17 protein-coding genes and 4 pseudogenes are annotated in these 17,972 nt (G+C 70.1%); 8 read left to right on the top strand and 13 right to left on the bottom strand.

The window, feature by feature from the left end:
• Positions 1 to 111: 111 nt before the first annotated feature.
• Both WJ438_RS01985 and WJ438_RS01980 read left to right on the top strand, forming a co-directional pair.
• Complete coding sequence (locus WJ438_RS01985) at positions 112 to 864, top strand: IS6 family transposase (protein ID WP_406723684.1); 753 nt, start codon at positions 112 to 114, stop codon at positions 862 to 864.
• A 66-nt stretch (positions 865 to 930) separates the two neighbouring features.
• Positions 931 to 1,644, top strand: coding sequence for a transposase (locus WJ438_RS01980; protein WP_406723683.1), 714 nt, complete (start codon positions 931 to 933; stop codon positions 1,642 to 1,644).
• Positions 1,645 to 1,764: 120 nt separating this feature from the next.
• Here the strand turns inward: WJ438_RS01980 and WJ438_RS01975 are convergent, their stop codons facing one another.
• Complete coding sequence (locus WJ438_RS01975; RefSeq protein ID WP_406723682.1) at positions 1,765 to 2,616, bottom strand: hypothetical protein; 852 nt, start codon at positions 2,614 to 2,616, stop codon at positions 1,765 to 1,767.
• A 1,432-nt stretch (positions 2,617 to 4,048) separates the two neighbouring features.
• Positions 4,049 to 4,411 (bottom strand): DUF4913 domain-containing protein, encoded by a 363-nt coding sequence (locus WJ438_RS01970; RefSeq protein WP_406723681.1) that lies wholly within the window; start codon positions 4,409 to 4,411, stop codon positions 4,049 to 4,051.
• A gap of 111 nt (positions 4,412 to 4,522) precedes the next feature.
• Between WJ438_RS01970 and WJ438_RS01965 the strand changes: the two genes are divergently transcribed.
• Positions 4,523 to 5,263, top strand: a complete 741-nt coding sequence (locus WJ438_RS01965) for a class I SAM-dependent DNA methyltransferase (RefSeq protein ID WP_406723680.1) — start codon at positions 4,523 to 4,525, stop codon at positions 5,261 to 5,263.
• Between the two features lie 245 nt (positions 5,264 to 5,508).
• On the opposite strand, the gene WJ438_RS01960 is transcribed toward WJ438_RS01965, so the two are convergent.
• The gene (locus tag WJ438_RS01960; protein WP_406723679.1) at positions 5,509 to 5,643 is read right to left on the bottom strand and encodes a hypothetical protein; all 135 of its coding nucleotides are present in this window, start codon (positions 5,641 to 5,643) and stop codon (positions 5,509 to 5,511) included.
• Positions 5,644 to 5,733: 90 nt separating this feature from the next.
• Here WJ438_RS01960 and WJ438_RS01955 point away from each other — a divergent pair, with 90 nt between their 5' ends.
• Both WJ438_RS01955 and WJ438_RS01950 read left to right on the top strand, forming a co-directional pair.
• Positions 5,734 to 5,985, top strand: a complete 252-nt coding sequence (locus tag WJ438_RS01955; RefSeq protein ID WP_406723678.1) for a hypothetical protein — start codon at positions 5,734 to 5,736, stop codon at positions 5,983 to 5,985.
• Positions 5,982 to 6,356 (top strand): PIN domain-containing protein, encoded by a 375-nt coding sequence (locus tag WJ438_RS01950; protein ID WP_406723677.1) that lies wholly within the window; start codon positions 5,982 to 5,984, stop codon positions 6,354 to 6,356. The genes WJ438_RS01955 and WJ438_RS01950 overlap by 4 nt, the downstream gene beginning before the upstream one ends.
• Before the next feature lie 230 nt (positions 6,357 to 6,586).
• Here the strand turns inward: WJ438_RS01950 and WJ438_RS01945 are convergent.
• Positions 6,587 to 6,853, bottom strand: a pseudogene (locus WJ438_RS01945) (SMI1/KNR4 family protein); the annotation flags it as partial.
• Positions 6,854 to 6,944: 91 nt separating this feature from the next.
• Between WJ438_RS01945 and WJ438_RS01940 the strand changes: the two are divergent.
• Positions 6,945 to 8,693, top strand: a complete 1,749-nt coding sequence (locus WJ438_RS01940) for an IS1182 family transposase (protein WP_406723676.1) — start codon at positions 6,945 to 6,947, stop codon at positions 8,691 to 8,693.
• Here the strand turns inward: WJ438_RS01940 and WJ438_RS01935 are convergent.
• From WJ438_RS01935 to WJ438_RS01925, 3 genes are all read right to left on the bottom strand, one after another.
• The gene (locus WJ438_RS01935; RefSeq protein ID WP_406723675.1) at positions 8,683 to 9,495 is read right to left on the bottom strand and encodes a hypothetical protein; all 813 of its coding nucleotides are present in this window, start codon (positions 9,493 to 9,495) and stop codon (positions 8,683 to 8,685) included. The genes WJ438_RS01940 and WJ438_RS01935 overlap by 11 nt on opposite strands.
• The gene (locus WJ438_RS01930; RefSeq protein ID WP_406723674.1) at positions 9,495 to 10,307 is read right to left on the bottom strand and encodes an SMI1/KNR4 family protein; all 813 of its coding nucleotides are present in this window, start codon (positions 10,305 to 10,307) and stop codon (positions 9,495 to 9,497) included. Before WJ438_RS01930 ends, WJ438_RS01935 begins: the two co-directional genes overlap by 1 nt.
• Positions 10,308 to 10,997: 690 nt before the next feature.
• Positions 10,998 to 11,576 carry a TetR/AcrR family transcriptional regulator gene (locus WJ438_RS01925; protein ID WP_406723673.1) on the bottom strand — a complete coding sequence of 193 codons (579 nt, stop codon included), beginning with the start codon at positions 11,574 to 11,576 and terminating at the stop codon, positions 10,998 to 11,000.
• A 91-nt stretch (positions 11,577 to 11,667) separates the two neighbouring features.
• Between WJ438_RS01925 and WJ438_RS01920 the strand changes: the two genes are divergently transcribed.
• Positions 11,668 to 12,114, top strand: a complete 447-nt coding sequence (locus tag WJ438_RS01920) for an anthrone oxygenase family protein (RefSeq protein ID WP_406723672.1) — start codon at positions 11,668 to 11,670, stop codon at positions 12,112 to 12,114.
• Positions 12,115 to 12,248: 134 nt separating this feature from the next.
• Here the strand turns inward: WJ438_RS01920 and WJ438_RS01915 are convergent.
• Positions 12,249 to 12,718, bottom strand: a pseudogene (locus WJ438_RS01915) (transposase); the annotation flags it as partial.
• A gap of 108 nt (positions 12,719 to 12,826) precedes the next feature.
• Between WJ438_RS01915 and WJ438_RS01910 the strand changes: the two are divergent.
• Entirely contained in the window at positions 12,827 to 13,870 is a 1,044-nt protein-coding gene (locus WJ438_RS01910) for a hypothetical protein (RefSeq protein ID WP_406729968.1), read from the top strand.
• A gap of 56 nt (positions 13,871 to 13,926) precedes the next feature.
• Here WJ438_RS01910 and WJ438_RS01905 read toward each other — a convergent pair.
• From WJ438_RS01905 to WJ438_RS01885, 5 genes and pseudogenes are all read right to left on the bottom strand, one after another.
• Positions 13,927 to 14,187: pseudogene (locus WJ438_RS01905) on the bottom strand (MFS transporter); the annotation flags it as partial.
• Positions 14,188 to 14,235: 48 nt separating this feature from the next.
• A complete protein-coding gene (locus WJ438_RS01900) occupies positions 14,236 to 15,156 on the bottom strand; it encodes an IS3 family transposase (protein ID WP_406729562.1) in 921 nt (306 codons plus the stop codon).
• Positions 15,153 to 15,464 (bottom strand): transposase, encoded by a 312-nt coding sequence (locus tag WJ438_RS01895; protein ID WP_406723671.1) that lies wholly within the window; start codon positions 15,462 to 15,464, stop codon positions 15,153 to 15,155. The genes WJ438_RS01900 and WJ438_RS01895 overlap by 4 nt, the downstream gene beginning before the upstream one ends.
• A gap of 69 nt (positions 15,465 to 15,533) precedes the next feature.
• Positions 15,534 to 16,151 (bottom strand): annotated as a pseudogene (locus WJ438_RS01890) (IS5 family transposase); the annotation flags it as partial.
• A gap of 93 nt (positions 16,152 to 16,244) precedes the next feature.
• Positions 16,245 to 17,588: an MFS transporter gene (locus WJ438_RS01885; protein WP_406729561.1), complete on the bottom strand. Its 1,344-nt coding sequence runs from the start codon at positions 17,586 to 17,588 to the stop codon at positions 16,245 to 16,247.
• Positions 17,589 to 17,972: the final 384 nt, after the last annotated feature.

Raw genomic sequence — 17,972 nt, 5'->3', positions numbered from 1 at the left:
TCAGGTTCACCTCCACGAGTAGGCCGAACCTATGCCCTCGATGCGTACGCGGTGCGGCAACGACGAAGGTGAAGCGTCCGCGAGGCGCTGTCACGTTGGCTGACCGGTGGGATGATCTTCTGGTTGATCAGGCTGGGAGGGTCGTCCGTGGACAGCGCGCCGTCGTACAAGGGGCACCGGTATCCGGTCGAGGTCATCTCCCACTGCGTGTGGCTGTACCACCGCTTCCCGCTGTCGTTCCGCGAGGCCGGGGAGCTGATGCCCGAGCGCGGCGTGACCGTCTCCTATGAGACGGTGCGGCGGTGGTGTGGCAAGTTCGGGCAGCAGTACGCCAACTCGTTGCGCCGACGGCAGCCTCAGCCTGGGGACAAGTGGCATCTGGACGAGGTCTTCATCAAGATCAACGGTGAGCAGCGGTACCTGTGGCGGGCCGTCGACCAGGACGGCAGCGTGCTGGACATCCTGGTGCAGAACCGGCGCGACAGGGCCGCGGCCAGGCGTTTCTTCCGCAGGCTGATGAAGAAGACCGGTACGGTGCCGCGGGTGGTCGTCACCGACAAGCTCCGCTCCTACGGCGCGGCCCACCGCGAGGTCATGCCCTCCGTGGAACATCGCTCGCACAAGGGTCTGAACAACCGGGCGGAGAACAGCCATCAGCCCACGAGGCAGCGTGAACGCGCGATGAAGGGCTTCCGCAGTACCGGCGGGGCGCAGCGGTTCCTGGCCGCATTCAGCGGCATCTCGCCCCACTTCCGGCCCCGCCGCCACCTGATGCCCGCCTCGGATCACCGAGCCGAGATGACCATCCGCTTCGCCGTCTGGGACCAGATCACCGGAGTCGCCGGCCTGCCCGCCACGGCCTGACCCCAGGCCCGAAGCGCAAGCCCACCACGCCCCCACGCGCCATCAGACACTCACACACCCAACAACGTGACAACGCCCGCCGCCGAGGTGATCGCCGCCTGTCGGGCCCTGGATGTCCGGTTCTCCGTGACGGTGCGGATGAACGCCTCCATCAAGCAGGCCATTGCCGCCATCGATGCGACGGCCTGGAAGGCGATCAAGTATCCCCAGGCGGTCTGGGACAGCGAGGAGGAACGCTGGATATCCGACGCCGAAATCGCCGAGATCCGTTATACCGCCTTCGCCTCGAAACCGAAGAAGCAGCAGGTCACCGCCCGCCTCATCGTGCGCCGCGTGAAACGGCTCAACCCGGCGGCGGTGCCCGAGGGCCAGGGCGAGCTGTTCACCACCTGGCGCTACCACGCCGCATTCACCGACAGTACGCTGCCGCTCATCGACGCCGAGCGTGACCACCGGCGGCACGCGATCGTGGAACAGGTGATCTGTGAGCTGAAGAACGGGCCGTTCACGCACGCCCCCTCGGGCAGCTTCCAGGCGAACGCCGCCTGGCTCGCGCTGGCCGCCCTCGCCTTCAACCTGACCCGCGCCTGCGGGACGCTTGCCGGCACCGTCCACGCCCGGGCGACGTGCGCGACCATCCGCGACCACCTCATCAACGTGCCCGCCCGGCTGGCCCGTTCGGCTCGGCGGCTCGCCCTGCACCTGCCCGAACACTGGCCCTGGCGCGACGCCTTCGAAACCCTCTTCAGCACCGTGCACACCCCGCCCCAACCGGCCTGACCAGGTCGTATCCAACCCGCCCGCCAGGGCCCGAGAGCTGTGGACATGTGGAAAGGCTGGACAGACCAGCGGCCACCCCATGCCCGCCGCCAGACGTATCGCCCTGATCACCGAAAACGATCACTCACAAAGTGAGCCGGTGGATCCGGGCTGATGCTCGAGGTCTTGGGCGATGCGGGCACGAATGAACGCGCCCGGGCGCTTGGGCTTCCAGCGCATCCCGGAACACATGCCCTTCAGCTCGTCGGCGATCCGCATCGCGTCCCAGCCGCGGTCGGTCAACGGGCGCAGCACGTATTCGAGGCGCCGCAGTGGAACAGACTGGGTCCAGTTGACCAGGGCGCGCACCAGGCGGACGGTCCGACTGGCCTTCTCAACGTCGCTGGCGGTACGGCGGCGGCCGTTGATGCTGCTGTCCTGGTGAGGGATCTGGGTTTTCGCCTGCCTCTGCGAGGTGTAGTTAGAACCACCCACTACCTCAACCTTTCCCTTCTTCCTCAGCCAGGTAAGGGAAGGGGGCTCACGGTCTTCGGAACCAGGGTTTTCCACAGGCAAGTTGTCCACAGGCTCCTGGGTGGCCTGCGCGGGGACGCAGTGGCGGTCGCGGTGGTCGATGACGATCCGGGCGGTGTAGCCGGTGCCGATGATGCGGTGGCCCATGGCGTGGTCGTACACGGCCGGGATGACCGCTGCGTAGATCGTGGCGGTGCCGGCGTAGCCCTTCAGACCGAGCATCCGGCGAATGTTTGTGCGGGTGCCGTGCTGGACCCAGGCGAGTGCGCCGAGCTCCCGGAGGACGGCGACGTGCCGTTTCACCGAGGCCCGGGACACACCGGTGCGGGCGACAGTCTGGTCCAGGCCGTAGCGGACGTGCCCGGTGTCGTAGTCCATGCGCGCGGCCAGGTCCTCGGCGACCTTCAGCGTGGTGGTGTTCGCGCGGTCATGGAGGCCGGCTGTGATCAGCCATTCCACCGCTCGAAGCCACCGACGCGGGCCGCTCCGGCGTGAGCGCGTGCGAGTGAGCTCCTGGTCGACGTGGCGTAGAGGGGCGCTCCAAGCACCTCTGCAATCAACCGAGCGTTCGAAAGTGCGAGTGAGGTTGGGGGCGTCGTGCGGGGGCTGCGGGGGCTGGGTTTCGCCCGTGCGGGGGGAAATAAGCCGCGAATCGCCCAGCATGGATGCGCCAAGCTGACAACTGGGGTGTGCGTACGGCACTATGTACCTTGTCTTCGTTGTCCCGACGGAGGCACAAAAGGACCCCCGACTCGGGTGGTCTGAACTGCTGCTAGGCAGTGATCTCGCTCGAAGCTCTGACCCGGTCGCCAAACCGGATCTGAGATTCGAGCCTTAGCTCGAAGCGTCCACTTCGAGCCGTGGCAGAAGGCCGCGCACGGTGCGCCAACACCAGCGGCCAGGCGGTTGAGGTAGAGCCCCCGCCAGGGGGCCCAGGCACCTCCCGCCGCAGCTATTCGCTACGTCATTAGCTCTCCTCGGTGGGTGAGTTCTGCGTGCCTACCGTCCGGCACGAGTTGGTGAGCGCCATCGGCGGGGCGTTCGAGCGCGACGCTGTGCGCGCGACTCGACCGTGACGGCAGGAGCCGAGAGAGACCAGCCCAGTTCTGGGCGTTGACGCCGCACTGGGTGGCGCCGTCGGCAGGGCGGCAGCAGAAGACGTGCATGCCAACGATGGGCAGGATCCCTGAGGCGGGGGCGCCCCGCGGCCGTGAGGCGAGAAGTTTCCCGCCCTGGCCGGTCACGTGATGGTGAGGGTTGAGGGGACGGGGTCCGCGAGCGTCGGCGGTGTGATCTTCACGCCGGAAATGCGGGTCACCCTGTCTGCGGGGTCCGGTCCCCGGGTACTCTTAGCCATCGTCGGCACCTTTACTTCTCGCAAGGTTTGTGGTGTCGGCTCGGCCCCGCTCCTGGTGTTGGTAGCACCGGGGAAGCAGCGGGGCCGTTCCTTGTTGTCTGGTCGGCCAAGATCGCATCTGACTGCACGTCTGGCACGAGCAGCAGCCTACCTTTTGATCGCGCTCTCTGTCCCCCTGCTCCCAATTCGTGTCGCTCGTACGACTAACTGCACCGCTCCACACTCCTGGGGCTCTCGGATGCACAGGCGTCGACGAAGTCAACAACCGCCACGACCGAATGTCACCGTCCTGGCCATCTCCTCGACAAACAGCTGTCCGTGGACAGCGGTGAACCGCCCCCTGCGTCCTCCCGCACAGGTCGAATCGGGTCGCCAAGGTGACGACGTGCGTCGGCCCGGAGCGCGTCGGCGAACCGGCGGGCTGGACCGGGATGAGGCTGCGGAGCTGCTTCACAGGACGCACCCCGGGGACTGGCCCCGCGTCTGCCGCCGGGCGGCGGATGGAGCCGGTGGCCCTGTCACGGTGTCCCGGCCTCAGCTTCGGCATCCGCGTGCTGGAGGGCGGCGAGGGCGTGAGTGGTCGCGGTGCCAGACGCCGGGCCCGGTGCAGCCGCAGCCGGCCGGGTCCGTCAGCTTTTGCCACGCCAGCCAGCAGGCGTGGAGGCGGGCGACGGCCACCGGGTGCTCGAACCACAGGTGGCACCGGCGGGCGTCCGCGCTGGGTTCGGCAAGGCAGCCGGGAACGAGAGCACCTTCCACCCACTCGATCAGGGCACGCAGGTCGTCGTACAGCGGCGGGTCGAGCAGCAGAATGAACGGCGGATACTGCCACGCGGCCTCGTCGCCGGCGTCCGGCTCCGCCTCGGCCAAGGCCTCGCGGGCTTGCTTCTTGACCACACTCGAAGAACCCGCGCGGCCACCATCACGTCCCGGCCACTGCGCCGCAGGCGGGGGACAGGTCGTAAATACATGGACAGCTCCCCGCCGCGCCCGGCAAAGTGGCCGCCCGTGACGAGCAGCGAGCTGTGGACCCGGGCGACCGCCGACCGCTACGACGCCGAGGAGAGCGAGATGTCCTCGGCCGCCGTTCTCGGACCGACCCTCGCCTTCCTCACCGAACTCGCCGGAGACGGCCGGGCACTGGAGTTCGCCATCGGAACCGGACGAGTGGGCGTCCCGCTCCGGGAACGCGGCGTGCCCGTGGTGGGCATCGAACTGTCCAAGCACATGGCAGCGGTCCTGCGGCGCAAGATCGACGAGGACATGCTCCCGGTCGCCCTCGGGGACATGGCCACCACCGTCGTCCCCGGCGAGTTCACCCTGGTCTATCTCGTCTACAACACGATCACGAACCTGCTCACCCAGGACGAGCAGGTCGAGTGCTTCCGCAACGCCGCACGTCACCTGGAGCCCGGCGGCCGATTCGTCATCGAGCTGGGCGTGCCGCCGCTGCGGTTCCTGCCGCCCGGCCAGGTCGCGGTGCCGTTCGACGTCTCCGAGCGGCATCTGGGCTTCGACACCTTCGACCTGGTCGAGCAGATTCTCGTCTCGCACCACCTCACCCGCGACGGCGAGGACGGCCGCTACCGCCGCGGCTACTCCCGGCACCGGTACGCGTGGCCGGCGGAGCTCGACCTGATGGCACGGATCGCGGGGCTCGAGCTGGAACGGCGCGTCGCGGACTGGGACGGGGCGCCGTTCACCCAGGACTCCGCGAAGCACATCTCCGTGTGGCGCAAGCCGGCCTGAGGCAGCCCCTCCTGGTCCCGCCCCTCGGCCGGGCCGGGCACGATGAAAAAGTCACGACGGTGGGAGGTATCCCGCCGTCGCAGGTGCGTATCCACCGGGCACACCGACTGCCCTCGAGGGACGCCCGCTGCCGAGCCGGACGAGGCGTCCGAAGCGCCCGGGGTCGTCCTCGCGCTGCCCGGCCTGTCGGACATCGCGGCCGGCCCGGAGGAGGACCGGGAGTTCGTCTGGACGAGCCCGCCGCATCACGGGGACACCGGTCCGGCCGGCTCGTCTACAAGATCGGGTCGGTGGTCTCCGCCCGGGGTGAGCACCACGCCGCGCGGGCGGCGCTGTGCGAGGCTCTGTCCCTCGACCCGCGCGACACACTCGCGATACATGCGCGGCTCCTGTGTGCCCGGGCCAATTCGATTCACTGAGCGGACGGAACCGTAGGCCTGTCCGGCTCTACCGGCGGTAGAATCCTCGGCATGAGTAAGCCGACGAGCATCAAGACCAGCGAAGAGGTGCGTGACCGACTGCGCGTCCTGGCCGACGAGCGCGGCACCACCATCACGGAGCTGCTGGAGGAGCTCGCTACCCGCGAGCCCACGGCTGCCGAGCGTGAGCAGCGGGCCCTCGAGGCCGCTCGTGAGCTCGGCATCGAGTTCACCGAGCAGATCCAGCAGGCAGGCCAGGACGCCTGGGCGAAAATCCGCGCCCATCAGGGCGACGCCGCATGAATCTGACGGCGGTCCTGGACCACACCGCGTTGACCGCCCTCTACCGGGCGGACCCGTTCTTCACCGGCCTGTACATCGAGGCCTCGCGCGGCACCGGTCGCGTCCTGGTCCCGTCACTGTCCGTCCTCGCTGCCGAGCGTCAGGTTGCCGGGGCGGGCCAACACGCCGCGTCGCTGCGATTCGCGGAGAACGTCTCCTTCAGCACGGCGCACGCCGCGGATGCGATGGACTGGCCGAGCGTGGACTGGCCGGTGGCTCACGCGGCGGCGATCGCCTGGCAGGCGCTCAAGGCGGGCGAGCCGCTCACGGTGTTGTCACTTGAGCCCGAGTTGTACGCGGAAACGGGCATCACCCCGCTCGATCCCACCTGATCGCGCCGCGTCCAGACGCCGACGCATGTCGCAGGAACAGCGGCCGTTTCCCCTGGAAACGGCCGCCGACCTCGTGCTCGGCGCACGTTGCGCAGGTACTCACGCCGTGCGGTGACCAGTGTCCGCCGGCGGCTGCGGGTGGGCTGCTCGCCGTCCAGCCACCGCACCGCGGAGGCGGTGCTGAGGGAGCGGTCGGCCACGTTTCCTTTTTTCGGCGGGCCTGCCCGGGTTCAGGGCCGGTGCCACAGGTAGCCGACGTAGGCGTAGGCGAACTCCTCGCCCGCGCGTGGCGCCCGGGTCCAGGACCGGGTGGTGAAGGTGCCAAGCCTGCCTCGGGTCAGCGCGAAGCGGGGGAGCGAGAGCCCGAGTTCGATGTGCAGAGCCTCCAACACACGCAGCTCGCGGTCCGGTTCGCTGTCCTCCGGGCGGAACAGCCGTGCGGGGTCCAGGGCCTCGGGTAGCGCCCCGGAGCGCTGGATCTTTGTACCCCGCACGGACTCTGCTGCGCAATTCGGCTCGTGGAGCCCTGCGGGTACGGGATGATCGTCCGTGCGGTCTTGTCCTGTCGTGCGGCCGCGGGGGTGGTGGATGTCGTTGCAGCCGAAGGGGTTGCCGAAGATCCCGGAACAGACCGCGGTCGTGGCCCGCGCCGCGTTCCCGAAGGGCAGTCTGGCGATCCGGGTTCGGGATCATCTGGCCGAGGTCTTCGCAGACGAGCCGTTTGCCGACGCGTTCGGGGTGCGCGGGGCGCCCGGCCTGTCGCCTGCGGTGCTGTCGCTGGTCACCGTGTTGCAGTTCGCCGAGGACCTGACCGACCGGCAGGCCGCCGCGATGGCCGTGCGGGCGATCGACTGGAAGTACGCGATCGGGGCGGAACTCACTGATACCGGCTTCGATGCGAGCGTGCTGAGCCGGTTCCGTGCCCGGCTGGCCGACCAGGGCCTGGAGCGCGTTGTCTTCGACCGGCTCCTTGAGCACTGCAAGGATGCCGGGCTGGTCGGTGCCGGAGGCAAGCAGCGCACCGACTCCACCCATGTGATCAGCGCGGTGCGGGAGTTGAACCGCCTGGAGCTGGCCGGGGAGAGTATCCGCGCGGCACTGGAGGCCCTCGCGGTGGCGGCCCCGGCCTGGCTGGCCGAGACAATCGACGTCGCGGAATTCGCCCACCGCTACGGGCTCCGCGTGAACGGCTGGACGATGCCGGTGTCGAAGACCAAGCGCGACCGGCTCGCGCTCGTATTCGCCCAGGACGGCTACACGCTGTGCCGGGCCGCCTGGGCCGCCGACACCCCCGCGTGGATCCGCGAGATCGAGGCCGTGCAGATCCTGCGGCAGGTCCTCGTGCAGACCTACTACCTGCGCACCGACACCCGGGGGCGGGAGGTGATCTGCAAGCGGGAGGCCGACGACGAGGGCGTCCCGCCTGGCCAACTGCGCCTGGCCTCGCCGTATGACACCGATGCCCGCTGGGCGGCCAAGGGCGAGGCCCTGTACTGGATGGGCTACAAGGTCCACCTCACGGAGACCACCTGCCACACTCCCGCCGAAGCCGAAGCCGAAGCCGAAGCCGAAGCCGAAGCCGAAGCCGAAGCCGGGAGGAAGGCCGTCCCATCACCGAACCTGATCACGGACGTGGCCACCACCGACGCCACGGTGCCGGATGTGAAGGCGACCGCCACCATCCAGCAGCGCCTGGCCGCACGCGGCCTGAAACCCGCCGAGCACTACCTAGATGCCGGTTATCCCTCCGCCGACCTGATCACCGCTGCCCGCGCGCAGGGCATCACCATGGTCACCCCGGTCCTGCTCAACCACTCCGCCCAGGCCCGCGCCGCCGCCGGCTTCGACAAGAGCGCCTTCACCATCGACTGGAAGACCCGCCAGGTCCGCTGCCCCGCCGGCCGCATCAACCTCAACTGGAACCCCGTCAAGCAGCACGGCCAGGACGCGATCGTGATCACCTTCAGCGTGCTGACCTGCCGCCCCTGCCCCTTCCGGGCACAGTGCACCACCTCCAAGATCGGCCGCCGGATGCTCACCCTGCAGCCGAGAGAACCCCACGAGGCCCTCGTCCGAGCCCGCGCCGAGCAGAAGACCGACACCTGGAGGGACAAGTACGCCCTGCGCGCCGGCATCGAGGGCACGATCAACCAGGCTCTCGACGTCACCGGGATGCGCCGGGCCCGCTACCGCGGCCTGCCGAAAGTCCGTCTCCAGCACGCCTTCTCCGCCACCGCGATCAACATCATCCGGCTCGACGCCCACTGGAGTGATCACCCACTCCGCCGCACCCGTACCAGCCAGCTCGAGCGCCTCAGCTACCGACTCACCGCCTGACGGAATTGAGCAGCAGAGTCCGCACGGTGAACGCGTACAGCTCCTCGCCCCGTTCGGCCACCGACAGGTGGAACGCGGCCGGGCGGCCGCCCGGGAACGGGCTCCTCGGGTCGCGCCACACCACCACCGCGCGGCCGGCCGAGGAGGCGGCCGCAGCGGGGGACAGGAACAGCTCGTCCAGGTGGCGACGGGAGTGGCCGTCGAAGGCGAAGGCCCACGCTTCGGCGGTGCGGCCGACGGCGACCACGGCCCGGTCCTCCCAGAGTCCCACGCCCTCCCGCTCGTGGGGCTGGGGTGCCCGCCGGGACGCCTCGCGCGGCTTCGTGGGCTCGCTCAGTTCGGCGCCCTCCTCGCCGATCAGGGCGGGCAGGCGGGCGGGATCGATCCCCTCGCCCCAGACACAGCGGTATCCGTCGAGCGGCCGCCGGTTCCCCGCGGGCTCCGTCAGCCAGGCCAGGCCCGGCGGGTCGAGATCGGGCACCGGCTCGGGAGCGGGACCCCTCTGACCGGACCGCGGGGTCGCGAGGATTTCCCGCCTGCGCTCCGCGGTGATCAGCGGACCCAGGACCGGATCGGCGAGCAGGCCGATCGGGGCGATCAGCAAGGGCCCGGGCGCCTCCCACCGCGGGAGCGCGTCCCGCAGCACCCGCCACGCGGCGTCGGTCGCCCCCCAGCGGGCCGCCTTTCGGGCCTCGGCGACGGCCCGCCCCCACAGGCCGGGAGGCGCGTAGCGATGGGTGCCGTCCCGCACCGCGTCCAGGACGGCCTCGGCGGTCTTCCGGGCGGCCCCGCGGGCGGTCATCACCCCGAGCCAGTGGCCGTCCTGGTCGGCCCCGCCCAGCCGCCATGCGCCGCGCGCCGGCCCATGGCCTCCACGGGCAGAATCTCCGGCAGGTAGCGCGGGTCGGCCACCAGGTCGCCGTAACCCTGGGAGCCGGGCGAAGCCAGCAGATGCCGGAGCTGGTTCAGCAGGACGGCGCTTTGTGGCCGTCCGAAGGCCAGCGCCTCCTCGAGCAGGGGCAGGGCCTTTTCGTACCGTCCGCGCAGGGCCAGCAGGCGGGCCTGCTCCACCTGGGCGTCCTGGGCGCGCGTGGTCGCGTTCACGAAGTCGGGTCTCTCCGCCCGGGCGGAGTGGAAGCCGCGGTACATGGCCTCCATGTACGCGCGAAACGACGGGTAACGGTCCGGCCGTTCACCGCCCCAGCCCTTGTAGACGTAGAGCGCCCACTCGCCGTCCTGGTCGCTGTCGCCCGGGTCGAGCAGGGCGTACGACATGTCGGAGTCCGTCTCCAGCCGCAGCGCCCGTTGCCACATCCCGGCCAGCAGGACGTCCTCCTGGCGCGGGTTGTCGTCCAGATTCTGCTCGTACAGCGGGGTCATGTCGTACGGGTCCTGGAACCAGCCGATGTCCGCGGCGCCGCCGAGCCGATAGACCCCGGCCGTCTGGTCCACGCGCCACCCGTCGCTCACGGCCAAAAACTCCCGGTACGAGGGCGGCAGCCGCCGCCCCAGCCGCTCCTCGGCCGCGGCGATCGCCGCCTCGTCCGCCCCGGGCCTGCCCGGGGGACGACGGTCCGCCCGCCGCCCTCGTCCGCGTCCGCGCGCGGAACCCACTCCTCCTGCCAACGTCCCAGGAAATCGTGCCAGTCGAAGGACTCGCCACTCATGGCCGGATGGTGTCATCCGGCACCGACAACGGGGTCGGCCCGGCTCTCGTACAGCTGCGGCCACGTGGCGTCTGGAGCCGTCCGCCCCGGTCAGCAGCCCGGGCCGCCGTCGCGGTAAATCGCGTATTCACCGCGACGGCGGGCCGCTCCAGCAGGGGCGACGGCCGCGTTTTCGCAGGTGAGGTGTACGCCGTGACAAGCCCAGTCGGGTCGTCACTCTCCGCTACCTGTCTGTCTGCCGTAGCTATACGAGAACCGGGCCTACCTGGGCGACCGCTGGAACGAGGGCTGCACCAACGCACGGAAGCTATGGGAGGAGATTGTCCCGCTCGGCTACAAGGCAGCCACCAGGGCGTTCGCACCTACCTGCACGACAAGCGCACCTCACCGCGGCCGGCGCTCCGATGTCGCCGACGGCTGACGGTCTGACCGCTCGCGGGCCGCTCCACACCGGCCACTAGGGCGCGTATCGGGTCGTGATCAATGAGCGCCGCAGCTTCCGGGGCGGGTGCCCCGTTGGGGGCGCGGGGCCCGGCGATCTGCGGCTCCGCCGTGTGGGCGCGAGTGACCGGAGGCGGTGCCGCAGGCAGGCAGCGGGGCCCGAGGACCCCGGCTGTGTGCCCGCCGGGACGGTGTGTCAGAGCATGGCGAGCCGGTCCACCAGCAGCTCCACCCTGCGCTCGGTGTCCTCCGGCGGCAGCCGTCCCGCCCGGGTCAGGGTGGCCAACCCGTGCAGGGCCGCCCAGAACACCTCGGTGAACAGCGCCGGGTGGACGCCGTCGCCGGCGACCTCTCCGAGGCTCTCCAGCAGGGCGGCGAAGGCGTCCTTCAGCGGCTCGGGGGTGTCCTCGTGTGCGAACGCCAGGCCGCCGTCGAGCTGGAACATGGCGTCGTAGACCGCCGGGTTGCGCTCGGCGAAGTCGAGGTAGGCGCGGGCCAGGGCGGTGACCCGGGCGCGCGGGCCGTCCGCGGCGGAGGCCGCGGCCCGCAGCGCCGCGGCCATCTCGGCGGCGCCCTCGAGGGCGACGGCGCCGATGATCTCGCGCTTGCCGCGGAAGTGGCTGTAGAGGACGGGCTGGCTGTATTCGATGCGTTCGGCGAGCCGGCGGGTGGTGACCGCGTCCCAGCCCTGCCGCTCGGCGAGTTCGCGGGCCGTGGCCACGATGAGGCGTTCGCGGTCCGCCCGTTCGCGCGCCTTGCGTTCCTGTACCGACATGATGCGATCCTAGCATCGCTAGACAATCGAGCGGCAGTAGCGCTAGCGTTGCCTCGTCATCTAGCGGCGCTAGATTCTGGGAGGGGTCATCGTGCTCAACGCACTCCAGGTCGTCACCACCGTGGTCGTCGGCGTGATGGTGGGGGTGGAGTTCTCCGTCGCCTTCGTCATCAACCCGATCCTCAACGCCCTCCCGGAGGACAGCGGCGTGCGCGGCCGCGCCCACGGGGGCCGGATGCTCGGCGCCGTGATGCCGGTCTGGTACATCACCTCGCTCGTCCTCGTCGCGGCCTGGGCCGTCGCCGGATGGCACCACCACGGCACCGGCCTCGTCGTCACCGCCGGCGCGCTGCTGATCCTCAGCGTGCTCATGTCGATCCTGCTGCTCGTCCCGATCAACAACCGGGGCAAGACATGGACCCCCGAGAACCGGCCCGCCGACTGGAAGCAGCAGATGAACCGCTGGGACCGCCTCCACTACGTCCGCGTCGCCGTCATCATCGCCGCCTTCGCCCTGCTGGCCGCCGCCCTCGCCTGACCCCGCGGGCCGACACCGCGCACGCGGCGCACAATCCCCACTCCCCGGGCGGCAGCGGGCCACCGAAATCCCGACATCCGGAAATGCGGCCGCCGCTGAGAGCCCGCAACTGCGATCCCGACAAACTACGCCCCTCGATGCCGCTCTTCCCGCCCGGGATCGTCTTCGGTCTTCCGCCCTTTTTGCTCTTCGCAACCGCCCCCTTTGACCTGGGTCTCTCCTCCTCGGTGGCCTTCTCCAGCGCGTCGAGCACGCAGGGATCGAGGTGCATCCCGGCGGCGCCGTGGTGGGCTCGGGCGGTGGTGGAGTCGATACTGACCAGCGACAGGTCCACCTCGCCCCGCTTCGCGGCCTCGGCTATCAGCCCCTCCAGCAGGGCCTCGAAGACACCGGCGTCGCGCCACTGCCGAAAACGGTTGTGGACGGTCGACCAGGCGCCGAACTCGGCGGGCATTTCCCGCCACTGCCCGCCCGTCCGAAACCGCCACAGCACCCCCTCGAACTGCTGCCGCAGCCGCACCGGATACGGGCCATACTCGCCGATCGGCAGGTACGGCTCGATGAACTCCCACTCCACATCGGCCAGTTGCGCACGGCCACGCAAGACGATCTACCGGATCGAAGATCAGCGCGAGGGGAAAACCCGCTCTTTGATCACGACCCGATACGCGCCCTAGGGTATGGAGACCAACGGGAAGAGAGACAGGGCGAGATGAAGATGTTGCGGCGGGCCGCCCTGTTCGTGGTGTTGCCCTTGGCGGTCGCCCTCGTTGCGGGCTACCTCTGGTACCGGACGAGCGAGACCGGCAAGCGCTGGCGCTACGAGGACAGGCTGACGTCGTATTGCGCCGGTCTGATTCCGCTCGAGGAGTCCGCCGTCTTCACCGGGTACAACACGGAAGTGGGCCTTCCGCTCGACCGGCAGCGCAACTCGGGTGCCGCCGCCTTCCACTTCTGCAAGGTCGCCGACCTGGACGTGTCCGTCGGCCAGGTTCCTGCCGAGGCCGACGAGACACGCATGCGAGGGGACAACATCCTCGGCGAACTGGCCCCGACATCGCAGGACTTCCTGCCCATGGCCCTCGGTGGCGGCTGGTACGGCTACACGGACCTGCAGAGCACCGGCATCGTGCTGGCGTGCACCAACAGGCCCGGGTACGTCGTGGTCGACGTCGAGAGCGACGCGTCGCACACCAACCGGCAGGAGGCCCGCGACGTGGCAGAACTGGCCGCCGGCATCGGCCGGAAAGCGGCCGACCACTGGTCGTGCGCGGCCGAACGGGGAGGCCCTGTCCCGCCCCTGCCGGAATTGGCGGGGGAGTCAATTCCTCAGCCGCAGAGCGCCACCGGAACATGCCAAGGCCTGTCGATCCCCTATGACGACCTCCAGATCCACTGGATCAAGGAGAGCCGGGCCTCTGCGGCCACGCCGGTAGAGCAGTGTGTGCTGGGAGAGACCAGGGCACGCGCCGAGGAACTCTACTGGCTGTCCGCCTACTACGGGCCGTACGCACAGGCCAGGCGCGCGGCGACCCACGACTCGAGCCTGCGGGACGAGCCCGCGGGGATCGCCCCGGGCCGGGCGTGGGCCACGGCCTCCTGCCCTGGCGCTCCGAAGGCGCTCCTCACCATCACCGCGACGGAATACGCGAACGGGGCGGACACGCGCTTCCTCGTCGACACCTTGAGCGCTTTTGCCGAACGCTCGGTGAAGCGGCACGGCTGCACGGACCTGCGGTTGCCCGCCGACCGGTGAGACCGCCTGCCGCTGCGCTTGCCGAATACCTCACCCGTGCAAGTCAGGATCAAGGCCAGGAACGCCGGGAAGGTACGGGCGAAGGCCAACGCGGCCATCGTGGCGAACTGGACGCCGAGCAGAACGGTGTACGTCCGCCGGGGGCCGAACCGGTCCGCCAGCCTGCCCAGCGGTACAGCACCAGCCAGCCCCACGATCCCGGCGACGGTGAGGCCGGAGGCGACCTGGTGCACGGGCAGTCCGACGACCCGGGTGAAGAACAGGGTGCTGGTAGTCAGGTAGAGCCCGCTGCCGACCGTCTTGACCAGCCAGGACACGGAGAGAAGTCGGGGGTTGAGGTTCCCCCGCTGTGCGGGAGCGGCTGATCAGCTGGTCAGGGCGGGTTGGCGGGGTTTCAGGTTCACCGGTTCGGCCGCTGCCTGTTCGGCGTAGTGCTTCTCCTCGAACTCGACGGGGCTGAGGTAGCCGAGCCGCTTCTGGATGCGCCGGCTGTTGTAAAAGCCGTCGAGATACTCGAAGAGTGCGAGGTTGGCCTCGGCCCGGGTGGCGAAGATCCGGCCGCGGAGGCACTCGGTCTTGACCAGCATCCACAGGTTCTCCGCCAGGGCATTGTCGAACGAGTCGCCCACCGACCCCATGGACGCCTCAATTCCCGCCCGCATCAAGCGGGTTGTGAGCTTGATAGACGTGTACTGACAGCCATGGTCGGCATGATGAATGAGCGTGCCGGGGGCGACCTCGCGGGAGGCGAGGGCGTACTCCAGCGTGGTCAGGACCAGGTCGGCGTCCGCGCGGGCGGAGGTCTCCCAGGCCACCACCCGGCGGGAGAAGGCGTCCCGGATCGCCGACAGCCACAGCGGCCCCTCGCCGGTGGGGATCATGGTCAGGTCGGTGACCCACAGCCGGTCCGGCGCGCTCGCGGTGAAGTCGCGCCGCACCAGGTCCGGGGCGAGGGTGGCGTCCGGGGCGCGGCGGGTGAAGCCCCTGTTCGGGCGGCGTGGGCTGATGCCGGCCGGCTCGGCCTCGCGCATCAGCCGCTCGACCCTTTTACGGCCGATCGACACGCCCTCGCGCTTCAGGACGGCATGCACGCGCGGCGAACCGTAGATCCCGCCGGAGTCGGCGTGGACCTTGCGGATGTGCTCGGTCAGCTCCGCGTCCTGGCGTTTCCTGGCGCACGGCTCCTTCTCCGCACGGCGCCAGCGGTAGTAGGTGGACGAGGGGATGGAGAGTTCCCGGAGGACGGGCTCGACACCGAGGTCACTGTGTTCGTCGACGAACGTCAGTCCCTGCGCCGGGTCGTGTCGAGTTCCTGGGCGAAAAAAGCCGAGGCGGCTTTCAGGATCTCGTTCGACCGCTTGAGCTGGGCGTTCTCCTTGCGCAGGGCCGTCAGCTCTTCCCGCTCGGCGGTGGTGAGCACATCGCCCCGCTCGCCGGCGTCGGCCTCGGCCTGCCGGATCCAGTTGCGCAGGGCCTCGTGGTGCACGCCGAGTTCCTCGGCCAGACGGCGGATCACGGGCTTCGGCTCGGCCGTGCGGTACATCCGCACCGCACGCTCACGCAACTCCAGCGGGTATTTCCTCGGTGCGGGCATCGTGTGGGTTCCTCTCATGAGACCCATCCGACCCTCTGTCACCCTCCACCGCATCTCGGGGGAAGCTCACTTCGGGGTGATCCGCCATCCGCAGCCCAGCTCGGTCAGCGGGTTGCGGGTCACGCGAGAGTCGCAGCCCGAGTCCAGGTGCACCGTGATCCGGTCGGGCAGATGGAAGCCGAAGCGCCCAAGGATCTCCAGGGTGGGGCGTAACAGCGGCGAGTCGTGCCGGTTGGCGCCGGCGAGCGCGCACCCGATCGGGAGCCCGCCGCCTTCGACCAGCAGCGACCGTTTGGTCCCCGATTTCCCGCGGTCCACAGGCGAGCGGCCGGTGTTCTCCCCGCCGCCGGGGGCTTTCACGATGCACCCGTCCACGGCGAGGTTATCCAGGTCCAGGCCGATGGCCTGGTCACAGGCCTCCAGCGCGGCCCGGTGCAGGGCTTCGAAGACTCCCGCGGCGATCCACTCGTCCCGCCGGGACCGCAGCGTGGTCGCGGAGACCCGGTGGTCGGCGTGCTGCTGGTAGGTGCCGCCCAGCACGAGCCGGGCCAGGAGCTTGTCGAACACGACCCTGTCCGGGACGCGGGGCCGATGACAGCCCAGCGGATGAACGACCTGGCGGCGCGGGATCAACGCGTGGAACTGCTCCCACAGAGGGGCGGTGATGGAGGAAGGCAGGACGGGCACGTGACCTCCTGCTTGCCCGGTGGTGATCGTGGACCTGTTGTTTCCCGGGCTGCGCCCGGCCGGGCCGCCGGACGGGCGCAGCCCTGCCCAAGATCACCCGAGCGTCTCCTCCGTCACCGCGGCGGGCAGGGAGATCCGCCAGGCGACGCACCCGGCCGCGGCGAGCCCGGCGACGGCCAGGAAACTACTGGCGAGGAACGGGTCGGTGCCGTCCAGGGCGGGAGCGAACCCGATGCCGACGTAGAGCGTGATCCCGATGGAACCGCCCAGCTGGTCGGCGGCCCGCTGGACGCCGGAGGCGATGCCGGCGTCGTCCTCGGTCACGCCGGTCACCGCGACGTACTGCAGCCCGACGATCCCGAACCCCATCCCGGCCGCGATGAGCACCATGGCCGGAATCATCGCCGGGCCGGTGGCCCCCAGGGAGGAGACCAGGGCGATGGCGGCCATCGCCAGCGCGGTGAAGCCGATGCCGGCCAGGACACAGGCCCGGGCGCCCCACCGTCCGAGCAGCCGGGGCACCAGCACCGAGGCCGCGATCAGGGACACCGCCAGGGGCAGCATCGTCAGACCGGCCCGGAGCGGGCCGGCGCCCCACCGGTCCTGCAGGTAGTAGGTGAACAGCAGGAACGAGGTGGACAGCGCCGCGCTCAGCAGAGCGGTGGCGAGGTTGGCCAGGACGCGCGGCCGGTTGCGGAAGAACCGCAGCGGCACGAGCGGGTTCCGTGCACGGCGCTCGACCCCGACGAACAGGGCCCCGGCTGCCACTGCGCCGGCCAGCGCCGCCGGCGGCAGCCAGGGCAGCGGGCCGTCCGCCCCTCCTGCCTCGATGACGCCGAGGGTGAACAGCAGCGGGGCCGCGACCAGCAGGAGCGAACCGGGAAGGTCCAGCGGTGCGGGCCCGGCAGGCCGTTCGCTCGGCACGAGAATGGCCGCAGCCGCGAGCACGACCAGGATGAACGGCACGGACACCAGGAAGATGCACCGCCAGCCGAGCAGCTCGGTGATGATCCCGGAGACCACGAACCCGAGGACGAGGCCACAGCTCGCGACGGCCGCCCACACGCCCAGCGCCCGCGACCTGCGCGGCCCCTCGGGAAACATGAGCACGATCACCGCCATCGCCGCCGGAAGCGCGATCGCTTCTCCGGCACCCTGCAGCAGCCGGGCCGTCACCAGCACGGCGAAGGACGGCGCGAGCCCGGCCAGCAGGGACGCGGCACCGAAGAGCGTGGTGCCGAGCAGGAGGATGCGGCGCCTGCCGAGCACGTCGCCCAGTCGGCCGCCGAGCATCAGCAGCCCGCCGCCGGTGATCGTGTACCCGACCACGACCCAGACCAGGGCGTGCCCGTCGACCCCGAAGGCGGCGCCGATCGAGGGCAGGGCGACGTTGACCACGGTCACGTCCACCGCGATGAAGAACTGCAGCATGGCCATGCAGCACAGCACCAGCCACGCGCGCACCGGGGACGATTCGTCCCGGCGCGAAGAGGGAATGCCTGAAACCATCGAGTGCTCCGTTGCCCGGAAGAAGTTCCGAGCAGCACGAACGTGCCGCTCCGGTTCAACCACGAAGCAGCAGAACGTTCAACAGAAGTGAGAGGAACGCCCCGCCGCTAGCGGAGCGTCCTCGTCACCGCGGCACAAGCCGCGCACGAAGCACCGGACATGGCGCCGATGCTACCGGAGCCGACGGCAAGTGATCCTTTGACGTCACTCCGCCGCAGACCTGTCAGCCACCCCCGCACCACACCCAGCCCCTGTCCCCCGTCACGCCCGGCCGAGCCGGCGCCGTCGGACAGAACTCCCGCCTATCCGCGC

Origin of the sequence: Streptomyces sp. GD-15H, assembly GCF_045291515.1 — a bacterium.
GTDB lineage: Bacteria > Actinomycetota > Actinomycetes > Streptomycetales > Streptomycetaceae > Streptomyces.
Note: the sequence above shows the minus strand (reverse complement) of the source record. Positions and strands in the feature narration are given on the sequence as shown.

Coding starts and splice junctions, on each gene's coding strand:
- WJ438_RS01925 (WP_406723673.1), bottom strand. CDS start 11,576: ATGTCGGTACAGGAACGCAAGGCGCGCGAACGGGCGGACCGCGAACGC.
- WJ438_RS01895 (WP_406723671.1), bottom strand. CDS start 15,464: ATGCCCGCACCGAGGAAATACCCGCTGGAGTTGCGTGAGCGTGCGGTG.
- WJ438_RS01950 (WP_406723677.1), top strand. CDS start 5,982: ATGAATCTGACGGCGGTCCTGGACCACACCGCGTTGACCGCCCTCTAC.
- WJ438_RS01955 (WP_406723678.1), top strand. CDS start 5,734: ATGAGTAAGCCGACGAGCATCAAGACCAGCGAAGAGGTGCGTGACCGA.
- WJ438_RS01960 (WP_406723679.1), bottom strand. CDS start 5,643: ATGTATCGCGAGTGTGTCGCGCGGGTCGAGGGACAGAGCCTCGCACAG.
- WJ438_RS01940 (WP_406723676.1), top strand. CDS start 6,945: ATGTCGTTGCAGCCGAAGGGGTTGCCGAAGATCCCGGAACAGACCGCG.
- WJ438_RS01885 (WP_406729561.1), bottom strand. CDS start 17,588: ATGGCCATGCTGCAGTTCTTCATCGCGGTGGACGTGACCGTGGTCAAC.
- WJ438_RS01935 (WP_406723675.1), bottom strand. CDS start 9,495: ATGACCGCCCGCGGGGCCGCCCGGAAGACCGCCGAGGCCGTCCTGGAC.
- WJ438_RS01985 (WP_406723684.1), top strand. CDS start 112: ATGATCTTCTGGTTGATCAGGCTGGGAGGGTCGTCCGTGGACAGCGCG.
- WJ438_RS01910 (WP_406729968.1), top strand. CDS start 12,827: ATGAAGATGTTGCGGCGGGCCGCCCTGTTCGTGGTGTTGCCCTTGGCG.